The 15,380-nt window shown below is 65.9% G+C and carries 11 protein-coding genes; 5 read left to right on the forward strand and 6 right to left on the reverse strand.

The window, feature by feature from the left end; genetic code table 11:
- Positions 1–88: 88 nt before the first annotated feature.
- The 4 genes from OU999_12305 to OU999_12320 all read left to right on the forward strand — a co-directional run bounded on the left by OU999_12305 (position 89) and on the right by OU999_12320 (position 6,285).
- Positions 89–1,864, forward strand: a complete 1,776-nt coding sequence (locus tag OU999_12305; protein ID WAC22530.1) for a tetratricopeptide repeat protein — start codon at positions 89–91, stop codon at positions 1,862–1,864.
- A 69-nt stretch (positions 1,865–1,933) separates the two neighbouring features.
- A complete protein-coding gene (locus tag OU999_12310) occupies positions 1,934–2,713 on the forward strand; it encodes a cyclase family protein (GenBank protein ID WAC22531.1) in 780 nt (259 codons plus the stop codon).
- Positions 2,714–2,719: 6 nt separating this feature from the next.
- Complete coding sequence (locus OU999_12315) at positions 2,720–4,843, forward strand: indolepyruvate ferredoxin oxidoreductase subunit alpha (protein WAC22532.1); 2,124 nt, start codon at positions 2,720–2,722, stop codon at positions 4,841–4,843.
- Positions 4,843–6,285, forward strand: coding sequence for an indolepyruvate oxidoreductase subunit beta family protein (locus OU999_12320; protein WAC22533.1), 1,443 nt, complete (start codon positions 4,843–4,845; stop codon positions 6,283–6,285). The genes OU999_12315 and OU999_12320 overlap by 1 nt, the downstream gene beginning before the upstream one ends.
- A 3-nt stretch (positions 6,286–6,288) precedes the next feature.
- On the opposite strand, the gene OU999_12325 is transcribed toward OU999_12320, so the two are convergent.
- A complete protein-coding gene (locus tag OU999_12325) occupies positions 6,289–8,037 on the reverse strand; it encodes a DUF885 family protein (GenBank protein ID WAC22534.1) in 1,749 nt (582 codons plus the stop codon).
- 83 nt (positions 8,038–8,120) lie between these two features.
- On the opposite strand from OU999_12325, the gene OU999_12330 reads away from it, so the two are divergent.
- Positions 8,121–8,600, forward strand: a complete 480-nt coding sequence (locus tag OU999_12330; protein ID WAC22535.1) for a MarR family winged helix-turn-helix transcriptional regulator — start codon at positions 8,121–8,123, stop codon at positions 8,598–8,600.
- A gap of 12 nt (positions 8,601–8,612) precedes the next feature.
- Here the strand turns inward: OU999_12330 and OU999_12335 are convergent, their stop codons facing one another.
- From OU999_12335 to OU999_12355, 5 genes are all read right to left on the reverse strand, one after another.
- Positions 8,613–9,914 (reverse strand): FAD-binding oxidoreductase, encoded by a 1,302-nt coding sequence (locus tag OU999_12335; protein ID WAC25423.1) that lies wholly within the window; start codon positions 9,912–9,914, stop codon positions 8,613–8,615.
- Between the two features lie 145 nt (positions 9,915–10,059).
- On the reverse strand, positions 10,060–10,959 hold the full coding sequence (locus OU999_12340) for a bile acid:sodium symporter (GenBank protein ID WAC22536.1): 900 nt from the start codon (positions 10,957–10,959) through the stop codon (positions 10,060–10,062).
- 12 nt (positions 10,960–10,971) lie between these two features.
- Positions 10,972–11,451 carry a DUF3830 family protein gene (locus tag OU999_12345; GenBank protein WAC22537.1) on the reverse strand — a complete coding sequence of 160 codons (480 nt, stop codon included), beginning with the start codon at positions 11,449–11,451 and terminating at the stop codon, positions 10,972–10,974.
- Between the two features lie 10 nt (positions 11,452–11,461).
- Positions 11,462–13,135, reverse strand: coding sequence for a DUF885 family protein (locus OU999_12350; GenBank protein WAC22538.1), 1,674 nt, complete (start codon positions 13,133–13,135; stop codon positions 11,462–11,464).
- Between the two features lies 1 nt (position 13,136).
- On the reverse strand, positions 13,137–15,371 hold the full coding sequence (locus tag OU999_12355) for a prolyl oligopeptidase family serine peptidase (GenBank protein ID WAC22539.1): 2,235 nt from the start codon (positions 15,369–15,371) through the stop codon (positions 13,137–13,139).
- Between the last annotated feature and the right edge of the window lie 9 nt (positions 15,372–15,380).

Consider the following 15,380-nt stretch of genomic DNA (forward strand, 5'->3'; position numbering starts at 1 on the left):
CTTAAAGGGCCGCAACCTGGCCATAGCAGCTGCAGCGGCGGGAGCCGAGGTGCCAACAGCACGATCACAGTCGATATCGTCGAACCTGTTGGCCCAGGCGATGGATCTGGCGCGCTCGGGCCGGCTGGATGAGGCGGAAAAGCTGCTGCGGCGGATACTGGTCTCGTCCCCGCGCCAGCCCGATGCGTTGCAGCTGCTGGGGATGGTCGCCCGCCAGCGCGGCGATCAGCATGCGGCGGCCGAGCTGTTTCGCCGCTCGCTCGCCATCGCGCCAGCACAGCCGCATGTGCTCAACAATCTGGGCAATTGCCTGACTGCGCTGGAAGAGCATGAAGGCGCGGTCAACGCGTATCGCCAGGCGCTGATGCTCAAGCCCGATTATGCCGATGCCAAGCTGAATCTGGCGGTGGCGCTGATCGCCTGCGACCGGCCGCGCGAGGCCGTCGCGCTCATGACCCCCGTGGTTGCCGATCAGCCGGGCCTTGCGAAAGGCTGGGCGCTGCTCGGCCAGGCACTGGCTGCGACAGGCGAGCAGGCGGGCGCAATCAAGGCCTATCGTACCGCGCTGCGCCTGAGGCCGGACCATGGCCCCTGGCTGCACAATCTGGCGGTCGCCCTGCGGCTGGCGGGTCAGGCAGAGGACGCATTGCCGCTGCTGGTCCAGTGCGTCGATCAGACGCCGGACGATGCGCGGATCCACTATAATCTCGGCCATTGCCTGCAGGACCTGGGGCGCGTGGACGATGCCGCCCGGGCCTATCGCCGCGCAATTGCGCTGACCCCCAGCGATGCCGCGAGGCACGAATCGCTCAGCCGGCTGTTGTGGCAGAGCGGCGACAGCGAAGGCCATGTCGCAAGCTATCGCGAGGCCCTGGCCCAGGCTCCCGACGATCCCGGACTGCTGATCGGCCTCGCCAACCGGCTGACCCTGTCGGGAAAGCCTGAGGATGCCGCGGCGCTGCTGCAGGGCCCTGCAGCCAAAGGCCTGGGCGGAGCCGAGCTGCGCTTGCGGCTGGGCCAGGCCTGCTGGTCGTCCCGCCAGCCCGATCAGGCCTTTGCGTCGTTCGATGCGGCGCTGGCGATCGACCCGCACCATGCGCCCAGCTTGCGCGAATCGGCGCGCTGCCTGATCATCGCTGACCAGCTGGTCGCGGCAGAAGAGCGGATAGCAACGCTGCTGCGGCAGGACCCGGCCGACCAGCAGGCGCTGGCGCTGCAGGGGCTGTGCTGGCGGTTGACCGGCGATCCTAGGGCGCGGTGGCTGATCGACCCGGCGCTGATCGGCACCGCAATGCTGGAGCCTGAAACCGGCGACGCCGCAGCCTTCAACCGCGCGCTCGATGCGGCGCTGGGCCAGTTGCACAACGGGCTGCAGCATCCGCTGGAACAGACCTTGCGCGGCGGCACCCAGACCACGGACGACCTGTTCGCTCGCAACCTGCCCGAAGTCGCGGCGGTGCGCGACATGATCCATCGGGCCGTGCGGACCTATATCGCAGCGTTGCCCGATGATCCGGCGCACCCGTTCCTGGCGCGCAAATCGGTCGGCTTCGCCTTTTCCGGCTCGTGGTCGGTCCGGCTCGGCAGCGGGGGCCATCACAGCAACCATATCCATCCCGAAGGCTGGATCAGCGCCGTCTATTATGTCGCCGTGCCCCCCGCTGTGGACGACGGCGAAAGCGGCTGGCTGACCTTTGGCGAAACCGGCCTACAGCTGGGCGCGCGCGAGCAGATGTTCCACACTATCCGCCCGCAGCCCGGGCTTCTGGTGCTGTTCCCCTCCTATTTCTATCACGGCACCATGCCCTTTGCCGACAGCAGCCATCGCACCACCATCGCCTTTGATGTCGTGCCCGTCGCCTGATCGGTGCGTGCGAAATTACTTGCATATGCAAGTTTATCGCGTCACATTTGCCGGGAAAAGGGGATGAGCATGACCAACCAGATTCTTCAGCAGCTTGCCGGCGCCGTGGCATCGGGCGCGATCCGCACCGTCGATCTGACCCAGACCCTGTCGCCCGATACGCCGACACTGGTTCTGCCCCCCGAATTCGGCCAGTGCGCCGCCTTCAGCCAGGAGGAAATCTCGCGCTATGATGAGCGCGGCGTCGCCTGGTACTGGAACAATTTCACCGTCAGCGAGCATACCGGCACGCATTTCGATGCGCCGGTGCACTGGATCACCGGCAAGGACCTGGCCAACAACGCCGTCGATACCGTGCCTCCGGCCGATTTCATCGCCCCGGCAGTGGTCATCGACATCTCGCGCCAGGCCGCCGAAAACCCAGACTATCTGCTGACCGTCGCCGATATCGAGGCCTGGGAGGCGCAGCATGGCCGCATCCCGCCGCGCAGCTGGATCATGCTGCGCACCGATTGGTCGAAGCGCGATGTCGATGCCTATACCAACCGGCGCGAAGATGGCGCACACACCCCTGGTCCCTCGACCGAGGCGGTCCGGTTCCTGATCGATGAGCGTGACGCGCACGGGCTTGGCGTCGAGACGATCGGCACCGATGCCGGACAGGCGCATCTGCTGGAGCCGGCCTATCCCGCGCACACCCTGTTCCACGCCGCCGGGCGCTATGGCCTGCAATGCCTGGAAAATCTGGACCTGCTGCCGGCTACCGGCAGCGTCATCCTTTCGGCGCCGCTCAAGATCAAGGGCGGTTCGGGCAGCCCGCTGCGCGTCCTTGCGCTCGTTGCAGAGTGAGCGGACATGGCCGAACGGTCCTTCAAGGCTGAGGTCGAAAGACTGAAGGCGGGCGATGGCGAGGTCTTCGAAGGCGAAGGCATTCTCGCCGTGACCAAGGCGCTGCTGCAATCGGGGGTGGCCTATGTCGGCGGCTATCAGGGCTCGCCGATCAGCCATCTGATGGATGTGTTCGCCGATGCAAGCGAACTGATGGCGGGGCTCGGCGTTCATTTCGAAAGCTCGGCCAGCGAAGCGACCGCAGCCGCGATGCTCGCGGCCTCGGTCAATTATCCGCTGCGCGGCGCGGTCGCGTGGAAATCGGTGGTGGGGACCAATGTCGCCTCCGATGCGCTGTCCAACGTGGCCTCGGGCGGGGTCACGGGCGGCGCGCTGATCATCGTGGGCGAGGATTATGGCGAAGGCTCGTCGATCATGCAGGAGCGCACCCATGCCTTTGCGATGAAATCGCAGATGTGGCTGCTCGACCCGCGCCCCAGCCTGCCGGTGCTGGTCGATATGGTCGAGCAGGGCTTTGCCTTGTCCGAAGCGTCGAACACGCCGGTGATGCTGGAACTGCGCGTGCGCGCCTGCCACATGACCGGAAGCTTCGTTGCCCGCGACAACCGACGCCCGCCGCTGACCGTTGCGGAGGCGGCGCAATCGCCCCGGCGCGACACCAGCCGCATCGTCCTGCCGCCCGCCAACTTTCTGCACGAGGTCGAGAAGATCGAGAAGCGCTGGCCGGCGGGAATCAGGTTCGTGCAGGACAACCGGCTCAACGAGCATTTCGGCACGCAAGAGGATGATATCGGCATCATCGTCCAGGGCGGGCTGTTCAACTCGCTCAACCGTGCGCTCGAGCTGCTCGGCCTGTCGGATGCCTATGGCGATGCGCAGCTGCCGATCTACGTCCTCAACGTCACCTATCCGCTGATCCCCGACGAGGTGCAGGCATTTTGCGCCGGCAAAAGCGCCGTCCTGATCGTCGAGGAAGGCCAGCCCGAATTCATCGAGCATGAGCTCAATACCCTGGTCCGCAGGGCCGATCTGAACACGCGGATCGTCGGCAAGGCCATGCTGCCGCGATCAGGCGAATATACCGCCGCCGTGATCAAGCAGGGGGTGGCGCAATTCCTGCACGCGCATGCACCCGGCCGCGCGCCAGCGCCGGAGCCAGCCGCACCCGCCCCGCTGCCCGCCAGCGCCGTACCGCAGCGCCCGGCAGGGTTCTGCACCGGCTGCCCGGAGCGGCCGATCTTTTCCGCGATGAAGCTGGTGCAGAAGGACATTGGCGAGCTGCACGTCTCTGCCGATATCGGCTGCCATCTGTTCTCGATCCTGCCGCCCTTCCATATCGGCAACACGACCATGGGCTATGGCCTGGGCACCGCAGGCGCATCGGCGTTCAAGCCCGAAGGCAAGCGCGCGGTCGCCATCATGGGCGATGGCGGCTTCTGGCATAACGGCCTCACCTCCGGCATCGGCAATGCGGTGTTCAACAAGGACGACACGCTCACGATCATCGTCGACAATGGCTATTCCGCCGCAACGGGCGGGCAGGACATCCTCTCGTCCAAGGCGACCGCGCCGCAGCGCAGCACCAACAACCCGATCGAAAAGGCGGTGCGCGGCGTCGGCATCACCTGGGCGCAGACGCGCACGCGCACCTATGACGTTGCCGGAATGCGCGATGCCATCCGCGACGCGCTGACCTCGCCCGAAAAGGGCCCCAAGGTGCTGGTCGCCCAGTCGGAATGCCAGCTCAACCGCCAGCGCCGGATCAAGCCGCAAATCGCCAAGGCGATGAAATCCGGGCAGCGCGTGGTGCGCGAACGCTTCGGCGTTGACCCCGACACCTGCACCGGCGACCATAGCTGCATCCGCCTGTCGGGATGTCCGTCGCTCACCATCCGCCCCAATCCCGATCCCCTGCGCCAGGACCCGGTCGCGCATGTCGAGAACAGCTGTGTCGGCTGCGGCGTCTGCGGCGAGGTCAGCCACGCGGCGGTGCTGTGCCCGTCCTTCTACAAGGCACGCGTCATTTCCAACCCCAGCCGCACCGACCGCTGGCGGCAGAAGATGCGCCAATGGGGCATCGGCCTGATGCAGCGCCGTTCGGCGCGCAAGATTGCCGCGAGGGCGTTTTGATGTCTGCATCGGGTCGCATCTCTGTCGCCATCCTGGGCCTGGGCGGCCAGGGCGGCGGCGTGCTGGCGGACTGGGTCGTCCAGCTCGGCGCGCATAACGGCTATGTCACGCAAGGGACATCGGTACCCGGTGTGGCGCAGCGCACCGGGGCCACTGTCTATTATGTCGAGATGATCCCGGCCGGCGGGGCGACGCCCCCGCTGCTCGCGCTGATGCCGGTTCCGGGCGATGTCGATATCGTCGTCGCCTCCGAACTGATGGAAGCGGGCCGCGCGATCCTGCGCGGGTTCGTGACCGACCGCACGGTGCTGATCGGCTCCACCCACCGCGTCTATGCGATCGACGAGAAATCGGCTATGGGCGATGGCCGCGCCAGCGGCGAGCGGATCCTGACGGCAGCCCGCGAGCGCGCGCGCCGCTTCATCGGCTTTGACATGGACGGGGCAGCCGAGGCCGCGGGCAGCGTGATCAGCTCGGTCATGTTCGGCGCATTGTGCGCCAGCGGCGCGCTGCCCTTTGCGCGCACCGCCTTTGAAGCGGCGATCGTCGCCGGCGGCAAGGCGGTCGATGCCAATCTGCGCGGATTTGCGGCAGGCTTTGCCGCAGCTTCGAGCGATAGGCAGGCGGTGCTGGACGCACAGCCCGTGCCCGCCCTGCCCGTCGCCACCAGCGCGCAGGGCCAGGCATTCCAGGCCCGCATCGAGGCAAACCTGCCCCGGGCGGCGCATTTTTTCGCCATTGAGGGCGCAAGGCGGCTGATGGATTATCAGGATGCCGACTATGCGGACCTCTATCTCACCAGGCTGGAAGGCCTGGCCGGCAACGCGGATCTGATCGCGGAGGCAGCCCGCTTTCTTGCCCTGTGGATGTCCTACGAGGATACGATCCGCGTTGCCGACCTCAAGGTTCGCGAGGGCCGCTTCCGGCGTGTCCGGGATGAGGTCAAGGCCAGGGACGACCAGATCGTCCAGCTGACCGAATATATGCACCCCAGGCTGGAAGAAATCTGCGAGACCCTGCCCGCCGGCATCGGTCGCGCGATCCTGGCCAGCCCCGGGCTGTCGCGCCGGCTCGCCCGCCTGTTCGGCAAGGGCCGCCATGTCGAAACAACAAGCCTGCGCTGGTTCGTCATGCTCAACATGCTTGCCGGCATGCGGCGCTGGCGGCGCGGCACCCTGCGCTACCAGACCGAACAGGCGCGGATCGAAGCCTGGCTGGATCTCGTCCGCAGTGCCGATCCGGAGGTCGCGATCGAGCTGGTCAAATGCCAGCGGCTGATCAAGGGCTATGGCGACACGTTCGAGCGGGGGCTGGGCAGCTTCAACCGGATCATGCAGCGCTATCAGACTGGCGGGCTGACGGCGGCAGGTATTGCTCGGCTGCGCGAGGCAGCGCTGGCCGATGACAAGGGCGATACCCTGCAGGCCGCGCTCGCCGGTTGACGGTCAGCGCGGGCGGGCCTGCGCGGCGATCCAGCCATCGACCTTCTGCTCCAGCAAGGTCATCGGGAGCTGACCCTGCGCCAGGATCAGATCGTGGAACGCGCGGATATCGAACCGGTCGCCCAGCGCCTGTTCGGCGCGCTGGCGCATCGCGATGATCCGCAGTTCGCCCACCTTGTAGGCGACAGCGCCCGCCGGCGCGCCGATATAGCGCGCGAGCTCGGTATCGATGTTGATATCGGCCAGCGCGGTATTCTCCGCAAAGCACTGGCGCGCCTGGGCATAGTCCCAGCCCATCACATGAATGCCGGTATCGACAACCATGCGGCACGCGCGCCACATCTCGGTCGACAGGCTGCCAAAGGCCTCATAGGCATCACGATACACGCCCATTTCATGCCCTAGCCGCTCGGCATAGAGCGCCCAGCCCTCACGAAATGCCAGCAGGTCGCGGGCGCGGCGGAACGACGGTAGGTCCGGGTTCTCGTTGGTGAGCGCGCCATGGGTATGATGCCCCGGCGCGGCCTCGTGCAGGCTGAGCGCGGGCACCTCGTACAGCGGGCGCTGGTCGAGATGCGAGGTGTTGACGACGAATGTCCCGGCAAAGCCCTTGGCGAAATCCCCACCGCCGCCGCCGCGCGCAGTGGTATAGCCCTCTTCGAGTTCCGGCGGAACGGGGACGATCGTGAACGGCTGGCGCGGCAGTACCGAGAAATAGCGCGGCAGCAGGCCGTCGATCCGCTTGGACGCGGCGGCATATTTCTCGATCAGCCCCTCGCGGCTGGTGGCATAGAAGCGCGGATCGGTGCGCAGGAAGGCGAGCCATTCGGCATAGCTGCCCTCAAAGCCGGTCGAGGCAATGACCTTGTCCATCTCCCCGCGGATGCGCCTGACCTCGGACAGGCCCAGCGCGTGGATCTGCTCGGCAGACAGGTCGGTGGTGGTATAGTAGCGCAGCAGGAAATCATAATAGGCCCGCCCGCCCGGCACCGCTGCAATGCCCAGCGGCTTGCGCGCTTTGGCGCGATAGGGCCCGTCGATAAAGGCGAGCATGGCGCGCTGTGCCGGGCGGATATCCTCGGCCACCAGCCGCTGGGCATCGGCCAGCGCCGCCGGATAGGCCTTGAGCGGGGTGAGCATCGGGTCCTCGGCCACCGGCACGGCGATCTGCTTGCCCAGGATCGCCACCGCGACATCGACCACCAACGCCGGATGCGTCCAGCCGGTGGCCATGCCGCGCTCAAGATTCGCGCGTTGTTCGCTGAAATAGCCGGCAATCGCGCGCATGCGGTCCACCCAGGCACGGGCATCGGCTTCGGATCGCAGATCCAGCCCGCGCGCTGCGGAATAGGGCGTGTTGTAAAAGCCTTCATGCGCGACAAAGGCGAAACGCCGCTCGTCCTGGTCGATGCCTTCGATCCGCCACCCGATCAGAACGCGCAGATATTGGCGATCGAGCCTGTCCTCGCCCGCCAGGCCGGCTTCATCCAGCGCATCGAGCGCGGCTGCCATCCGCGCCAGCTCGGCCCGGCGCGCAGCCATGGCGACCGGAGTCTCGCTCGGCCAGCCGGTGCGCGACCAGGTCGGGTCGGATCGCCCCGCCTCCATCGGATATTCGGCAGAAAAGCGTTCATACTGGCCGACAAGATCGGGAAAGGAGGGCGGGCTTGCCGCCGTCAGCAGCGATGCCGCAGCGGCCAGCATCAGCGTTCGCACGACTATCATGGGTCGGCTGGCACGGGTCATGGGCATCGGCCTCTCATCTTGGGTTGGCGGGGTTCGCCCGCGCGTCGGTGGCGGATTGAATCGCAGCCGTTTTCGGCTAAAGCGCAGCCATGGATGCCTTCAGGTCGGGAAATCCCGGCGACCCCGCCTTTCGGGTCAAGAGATACCCGTTCTACCTGCTCAACCGTCTGGTGAGCCGGTACAACAGCATCATAGACCAGCGGCTGCGCGCGATCGGGCTGGATATCCCGAGCTGGCGGGTGCTGATGATCCTGGGCGAAAGCTCGCCGCGCGGATCGCGCGAAATTGCCGAAGCCGCCGTCATCAACCTGTCGACGATGACGCGGATCATCCAGCGCATGGCCGCTGCCGGACTGGTGACGACCGCGCCGAGCCCGGATGACGCCCGCGTGACCTTGGTCGCGCTGGCCCCGCTGGGCGAAAGCCAGCTGGCCGAGGCGCGCCAGGCCACTGCGCCGATCTTTGCCCATCTCACCAACGGGCTGGACCCGGACGATTTCGACCGCCTCGTCGCGCTGCTCGACCGGCTTCACGACAATCTGGAGCCGCTGGCCCCCAAGGCGGGTTGAGGGCGCATCGCTTCAGTTGGTCAGATAGGCCAGCGACATCAGCAGCTTGGGCAACAGCGCGGCACCGGCATGGAACCTGACCGGGCTGGGCGCGCGGGGGCGCACCGACAGGGCATCGCGATCGCCCGTCGCCAGCATCGCCGCGACCTCGGAGCCGATGGCCGCGTTGGTCGCGATGCCCCGGCCATTGCACGCCTGAATGGCGATGGCATTGTCCCCCAGCTCATAGATTTCGGGCAGGAACGACGTGTTCACCCAGGCAAGCCCATGCCACAGATAGTCGATCTGCGGATCGGGCATGGTGCTGAAATATTGCGACAGGCGGCGCTGCGCCTCGCGATAGCAGGCCTTGTCGCCATTCACCGCGAACGACATCGGGAAGGCGGAAATGAGATGGCCCAGGCCATCGAGCCGCGCGGTGAAGAGATAGGGCATCTTGTCGGTAAAGGCGCCGCCCCGGGGCAGGATCACCTGGCGCTGCGCAGGGTCGAGCGGCATCGAGGCAAACTGGAAGACGTTGAGCGGCAGCGAAGTACGCCGCATCGCCGGATGCAGCGCCGCATTGCCACCATTGGCGGCCAGCACCAGCCGTTGTGCCCGCACGGTCCCGCCCGGTGTCCGGCAGACCCAGTGCCCCTGCCGGCGCTCTAACTGCGTCACCGGGCTGTTGGCGAAAAGCCTGGCCCCCTGTTGCTGGGCCGCGTGCGCCACGCCGCGCACAAAGCCCAGGGGGTTCAGCCCGCCGCCCTCTTCAAAGCGCAGCGCGCCGCAATAGCGATCGGTGCCAAACAGCGCACGGGTCTGCGAGCCATCGATAAAGCTGACCTTGTGGCCGCGCGCCTGCCATTGCTGCGCCGTGGCCTGCTGCTGCGCGGCCAGCGCATCGGTATGGGCAGGCGTGTAAAAGCCGTCCTGCCGCATGTCGCAGTCGATCTCGTGCCGGCGGATCAGGTCGAATATATGCCGGCCGGAACGCCCGATCATGTCGGTCAGCCGTTCGCCAGCCTGCTGACCGAGCACGGTCTGGATGCTGTCCGGCGTGTGGCGGATATAGTCGGGCGCGACGATGCCGCCGCTGCGGCCGGTGGCCCCATCGCCGAACTGGCCCGCCTCGACCAGCGCGACATCGACATGGTGTTCGGCCAGGTGCAGCGCCGTCGTCGTCCCGGCAATGCCGCCGCCGATGATCAGCACATCCACATCGCGCGCACCGGCAAGGGCTTCAGCGCGTGGCGCAGGGCCGGCATTGACGGTCCAGACCGGCCCGGTCAGGCGCTGCTGGCGGTCGCGGTTCGATATCGCCTGATACTGCATCACGGCTTGACCGCACGATCGACAGCGCAGGGCATGGCGGCAGGCCGGCAAAGCCGATGCTTCCCCTTGAGACCTGCCGGATGGAACAACTTCATGGTGACAACTATCCTGTTCGCCCGGTGACAGGCGGTGAAATTTCTGGCGTTCAGATGGCGGCGTGCCGGGCGTCCGGCAGCGGTGCCCTGCGCCGCGCGACCGCGACAAACAGCAGCACGACGCACAGCGCGACGGGGGTGTTCATGATCATCGGCAGCGACATCTCGTTATTGCCGACGATCGACACGGCGATGAAAATGGCCGTGCCTTCCTGGCGCATCAGATGCTCGATGCCGATCGCGACATTCTCCCGATGGGTGAAGCCTGCAAAGCGCACGATGGTCATCACCACCGCGACCATGATCACATTGAGCGCCACGGTGATCCAGAACAGCGCGCCCAGATTTTCGCGCAGCACCGGCACCTGATCGTAGAGGATCACGGCAAACGAGCTGAAGAGCACGATGGTCGCGATGTTCTTGAGATAGCGCTTGAACCACAGCGCGAAGGCAGGCTGCCAGGCGCGCACCGCAAAGCCGGTCGCCGCTGGCAGCACGGTGATCGAGAAAATATCCCAGAAGAACGAGGCGAGCGGGACGTTCACGTCCGCTTCCAGCCCCATGAAGTGCAGCAACGCGAAGTGCGCGTAAAACGGCACGACGAAAATGTAGATCATGCTGAGGATCAGCGTCATCGACATCGACAGCGCCAGATCGCCCTTGGCCATATCGGTGAACAGGTTGGACAGCATGCCGCCCGGCGTGGTCGCCAGCAGCACGAAGCCGACCGCCAGCGCCGCCGTCGGCGTGACCGTCAACGCCAGCGTGACGCCGATGGCGGGCGGCACGATCAGCATCGAGCACACCCCGAAGATCAGCGCGCGGCGATTGCGGAACACCTGGCGGAAATCGTCCGCGGTCAGCGACAGGCCCATCGAGGCCATGATCGCGATCAGCGAGCCGGGCAACAGCCAGTTGCCCAGCAGGGCCATCAGATCAGCATAGGTCATGCGGTGATATCCTCAGGCGATTTCGAGCGACAGGGTGCAGGCACCGTTGCGGCGAATGGTCCGGCAATCGGCCTGCGCCTTGGCGAGGTCTTCATCCAGGATGCGCGCGCAGACATTCGCCTGGATCCAGCCAAAGGGCATCAGCAGGCGGCCGCCGGAACCGTAGAACAGGCCGATATCGTAGAAGTCCCCCGGCGGCAGGCCCCTGGTGCTGCCAGCCGCGAGATAGGCGAGCACGATATCGCCCGCATCGGGATAGGAGGTGGCGTTTTCCGGCGGGATCGCCGGATGCGCCATGCCTTCGGGCAGCGTGCTCGCGGGCATCGGCACCGAGATTTCCGGCCCGGTCCAGATCGCGTGGATCGCCTCGAACCCGGCCTTGCGCTCGGCCAGATCCCACAGGAATGCGGCCGATATCGGCGCGGCGTCGTCGAGCAGACGACACCGGGCAGAAAGTCCCGACTGCGGCTCTACCAGTCTGATGATGCGCATATCGCTCCCCCTATTTCCCTGCGACCATGGCGAGATATTCTTCCTTCTGCAGCGCGATCGGCACATTGCCGTTCAGCCACAGGAAGTCGTGAAACCGCTTCAGATCGAACGCCTTGCCTTCGCGCACGCGCGCCTCGGCCAGAAACTCGGTCGTCTGGATCTTGCCGATCTGATAGCTGATCGCCTGACCGGGCGACGCGGCGAAGAACACCGCCTCCTCGTGCGCGGTCTCGCGGTCCATCGGGACCATCGCCTGCAGATAATCGGCCGCCTGATCGATGGTGAACGTGCCGGTCGCGAGCTTCACATCGACCTCGACCCGCAGCGCGCGCAGCCGCGCGAAATTGTAGATGATCTCGCGCGACTTGGGCGCATCGTCCCACAGCCCGGCCTGCAGCATCATCTCTTCGGCATAGAAGCCCGTGCCCTCATTGGCACCGCTGTCGTAATAATGGCGGCGCAGCGGATTGGGATGCTTCCACCCCAGAGTGAGCTGGAAGAAATGGCCGGGCACGCCTTCATGCACGATGATCGGCCTGGGATCGCGCGCGATCGAAAGGTTGAAATAGCCAAGGTTCGGCGAGGGATCGGGCAGATAGACCGTCGCATTCTGGCCCACCCGGGTGCGGTCGGTCAGGTCGAACGTACGCCCCAGCCAGCCGATCGGCGCAAGATAGGCCGGGAATGGCAGCGCGTTGTAATGGCCGGCCCAATCGGGCACGGTCAGCAGCTGCTTGTCCTTCAGGAAGGCGCGGATATCGCGTTCGTCCGATGCCAGCTTCGCGACCACGGCATCGATCGATGCGCCGATCGGCAGTTCGGCCAGCCCCGCATTGCGGTTGCGTTCAAGCTCTTCGAACAGCACCGAACGCGTCCATTCCTGCCGCCCCATCTGCGCCAGTTGCTCGGGCGTATAGGGGTAGAGCGCGACGTTGCCGAGGAAATAGCGATAGCTTTCCGCCCCAACCGCAGTCTGATCGGGCAGCGTAGCGCGGCGAACTTGCAGATAGCTGGCATAGGCAGCGAAGGCCTTGATCGCCTTGTCGACTGCAGCGTCCAGCAGCTTGCGCTGCGCGCCACTGGCATGCGGTGCAAGGCCGCGCGCCATGCCGCGCAGGCTGTCGGGCACGATCGCGATCTGGGCCAGCGCGGCATCGACAAACGGGCCGCGCATGTCGTCGAGATTGGCCTGGCCGGCGGCGAGCACGGCTGGCGCATTGTCGAGCAGCCGGATGACCTGATCCACCCGCGCCGCTTCGACCGGCGGCGGCGGCAGCAATGTCTCGAACACCGGGTTCAGCGCCTGGGCGACATAGAAATGCGGCTGGCGTCGCCAGGCGGCGACATGATCGAGCTCCCAGTGTACCCGCGCCAGCGCCGAACCGACCAGCCGATAATCGACCTTTTCGCTGACGGTGCCGGGCTTGGCGGCCAGCGCCTTCCATTGCGCCTCGAACTGGGCCAGCGTCTTGCGCTGCTCGGCAACGGCCCCCGGCGACCAATCGGGGGTCCAGCCCTGCGGGCGCACGATGCGCGGAATGTCGTCGCTCGTTGCCGGCTGGGTGGTAGCGCGCCACGCCCAGAAATCGGCACCCAGCTGCTGCACCTCTGCCTGGGCCAAGGCGCCCTGGGCCGATGCAAGCAGGACGCCGCCGGTGATCCCCAGAAGGACTTTCCTCAACATTCTACTTCCTGTTCTTGACGTTGCGGTCAAAGAACTCTGCCATCTTCTTGAACGAGAAACGAGCCTGGCGCAGGTTGTCGCTGGCCCAGGCATGGTTGCCGCCGGGCAGCGTCACCAGCTCGAACATCTGCTCGCGGTCGATCATCTGCTCGGCCAGCGCAATGGTGTCAGAATAGAGCACCACCGGATCGCGCGTGCCGTGGATGATCATCAGCGGGTCCTTGATGCCCTTGGCCTGATAGAGCGCCGACTGCGCCTCGTAGCGTCCGGGCATGTCCGGTCCGTCGGGCGGCCCCATGATCCACATCTGCGCCGGGTAGGCGTGCCACACATTGGTGGCGGGCGCGCCCGCGATGCCCGCAGCATAGACGCCCGGCTTTTTCGACAGCGACATGATCGTCATCAGGCCGCCATAGCTTGACCCCCAGATGCCGATGCGCCTGGGGTCGGCATAGCCCTTGTCGATGAGGAAGCGGACGCCGCTTTCCAGATCGTTGATATCGGTCTCGCCATAGCTGTGCAGCTGGGTCTGGTTGTGGTCGCGCCCCTGCCCCCAGGAACCGCGAACGTTGACATTGAGGACGATATAGCCCTGCGCGACGAAATACTGGTCGAGCCCCCAGGTCGGGTGCGCACGCCTGCCGCCCCATTGGTTGCGCACCGCATCCGAATAGACCGACCCGACGATCACCGGATATTTCCTGGCCGGATCATAATTGGCCGGCAGGCTGATCCGCGCGACCAGGTTCACGCCATCGACATGGCTGGGAAACTCGGCATAGCCGATATTCGCCCAGGTCTGCTTGTAGAAGCCCGGCTGCGGCGATTGGGTGACCTTGGCGACCTTGGCGGGGCTGGCCGCATCGATGACGAACATCTCGGGCGGGGTGGTGTCGTTGCTGTACCAGTCGGCGATATGCCTGAAATCCGGCGAATAGACCGGCTCGTGCGTGCCTGCAGCCTTGCCGCTGACCTGCTGCACCGCGCCGCCCGCCAGGGGAACGCGATAGATCTGCCGGTCCGACAGATAGCTTTTGTTGGCGGTAAAATAGATCTGCCGGCGCGCATGGTCGATATCGAACTCGGCAATTTCCCATGACCCGCTGCTGATCTGGCGCGGCTTTTCTCCGGCGGCGCGCTGGTGGTAGAGATGCAACCAGCCATCGCGGTCGGTCAGGATGATCAGGCCGTCGTCACCGGGAGCCCAGGCGACCTGCCAGTCGGTCCGCAGATGCTTCGGCTCTCGCAGCTGATAAAAGGTTTCACGGGCACCGGTCGCCGCATCGAACACATAGATGCTGTGCTCCTTGGCCTCCATGTCCGATCCGCTGACGAACACCCGCTTGCAATCGCTCGACAGGCCGAAGCCCCAGATGTGATGCTTCGCATCGGGCCGTTCGAACATCCGGGTGGTGCCCGATGCCAGATCGACCAGGCCGACGGTTGCCCTGGTCGTTTCTTCGCCGGGAAAGGCGCGCACGACGCGGTTGTTCTGCAGCTCGCCCTTGGCGTGATAGAAGATGTCGCGCTCGGCCATGGCGCGGTCGTCCGACTGCTGGAAGACAATCGCCTTGCCGTCGGCCGACCATTGATAGTCGTCGATATAGATTTTCGGATCGTCGCTGCCGACGACGCGGCGCGCGGCCTTGTCCTCGGTCGCCGCCAGATCGCGCGTCCACAGCACGCCGCCCATGGTCACCCGGTTGCGGGCGTCGCCGGGATTGCCCGCGATGAACGCCAGGCTGCGGCCATCGGGCGAGACAGCCAGCCTGCGGATCGCCTGCTTGTCGCTTTCCACCTTGGCGATGGTGCCATCGGCGCTGCGGATGTGCAGCGCGCCGCCCAGCGTGAACGCGACGCGTCCGCCATCGAGCGCAACCGCCTGGGCAATGCCCTTCTGCTCTGCCTCGGGCTTGCTGTCTCGACCCAGAAAGGTCAGCTGCGTCTTCTTGCCGGTCTTGACCGAATAGGACCAGATATCGCGATAGCTAAAGCCTTCGTCATTCCACAGGAACAGCACGGTGCCGCCATCGCGCGACCAGCTATAGCCTTCGGGCGAGGTCCCGATCAGGCTCTTGGGCTGATAGAGTTCATCGATCGACAGCGAGGTGCCCGCGACATCAGATCCGCCATGCACCGGCGCATGCGGCCAGGGCCGATCCTGCGCCATCGCCGAAGACGACATCAGCAAGGCCGCCACTGCCATGGCCGACCGCAACGCACCCATCCGCTTCATCAACCCAAC

Source organism: Blastomonas sp. SL216, from assembly GCA_026625625.1.
In the GTDB taxonomy this organism is placed as follows: domain Bacteria; phylum Pseudomonadota; class Alphaproteobacteria; order Sphingomonadales; family Sphingomonadaceae; genus Blastomonas.

Coding starts and splice junctions, on each gene's coding strand:
- OU999_12340 (WAC22536.1), bottom strand. CDS start 10,959: ATGACCTATGCTGATCTGATGGCCCTGCTGGGCAACTGGCTGTTGCCC.
- OU999_12315 (WAC22532.1), top strand. CDS start 2,720: ATGGCCGAACGGTCCTTCAAGGCTGAGGTCGAAAGACTGAAGGCGGGC.
- OU999_12330 (WAC22535.1), top strand. CDS start 8,121: ATGGATGCCTTCAGGTCGGGAAATCCCGGCGACCCCGCCTTTCGGGTC.
- OU999_12335 (WAC25423.1), bottom strand. CDS start 9,914: ATGCAGTATCAGGCGATATCGAACCGCGACCGCCAGCAGCGCCTGACC.
- OU999_12325 (WAC22534.1), bottom strand. CDS start 8,037: ATGCCCATGACCCGTGCCAGCCGACCCATGATAGTCGTGCGAACGCTG.
- OU999_12350 (WAC22538.1), bottom strand. CDS start 13,135: ATGTTGAGGAAAGTCCTTCTGGGGATCACCGGCGGCGTCCTGCTTGCA.
- OU999_12320 (WAC22533.1), top strand. CDS start 4,843: ATGTCTGCATCGGGTCGCATCTCTGTCGCCATCCTGGGCCTGGGCGGC.
- OU999_12355 (WAC22539.1), bottom strand. CDS start 15,371: ATGAAGCGGATGGGTGCGTTGCGGTCGGCCATGGCAGTGGCGGCCTTG.
- OU999_12345 (WAC22537.1), bottom strand. CDS start 11,451: ATGCGCATCATCAGACTGGTAGAGCCGCAGTCGGGACTTTCTGCCCGG.
- OU999_12310 (WAC22531.1), top strand. CDS start 1,934: ATGACCAACCAGATTCTTCAGCAGCTTGCCGGCGCCGTGGCATCGGGC.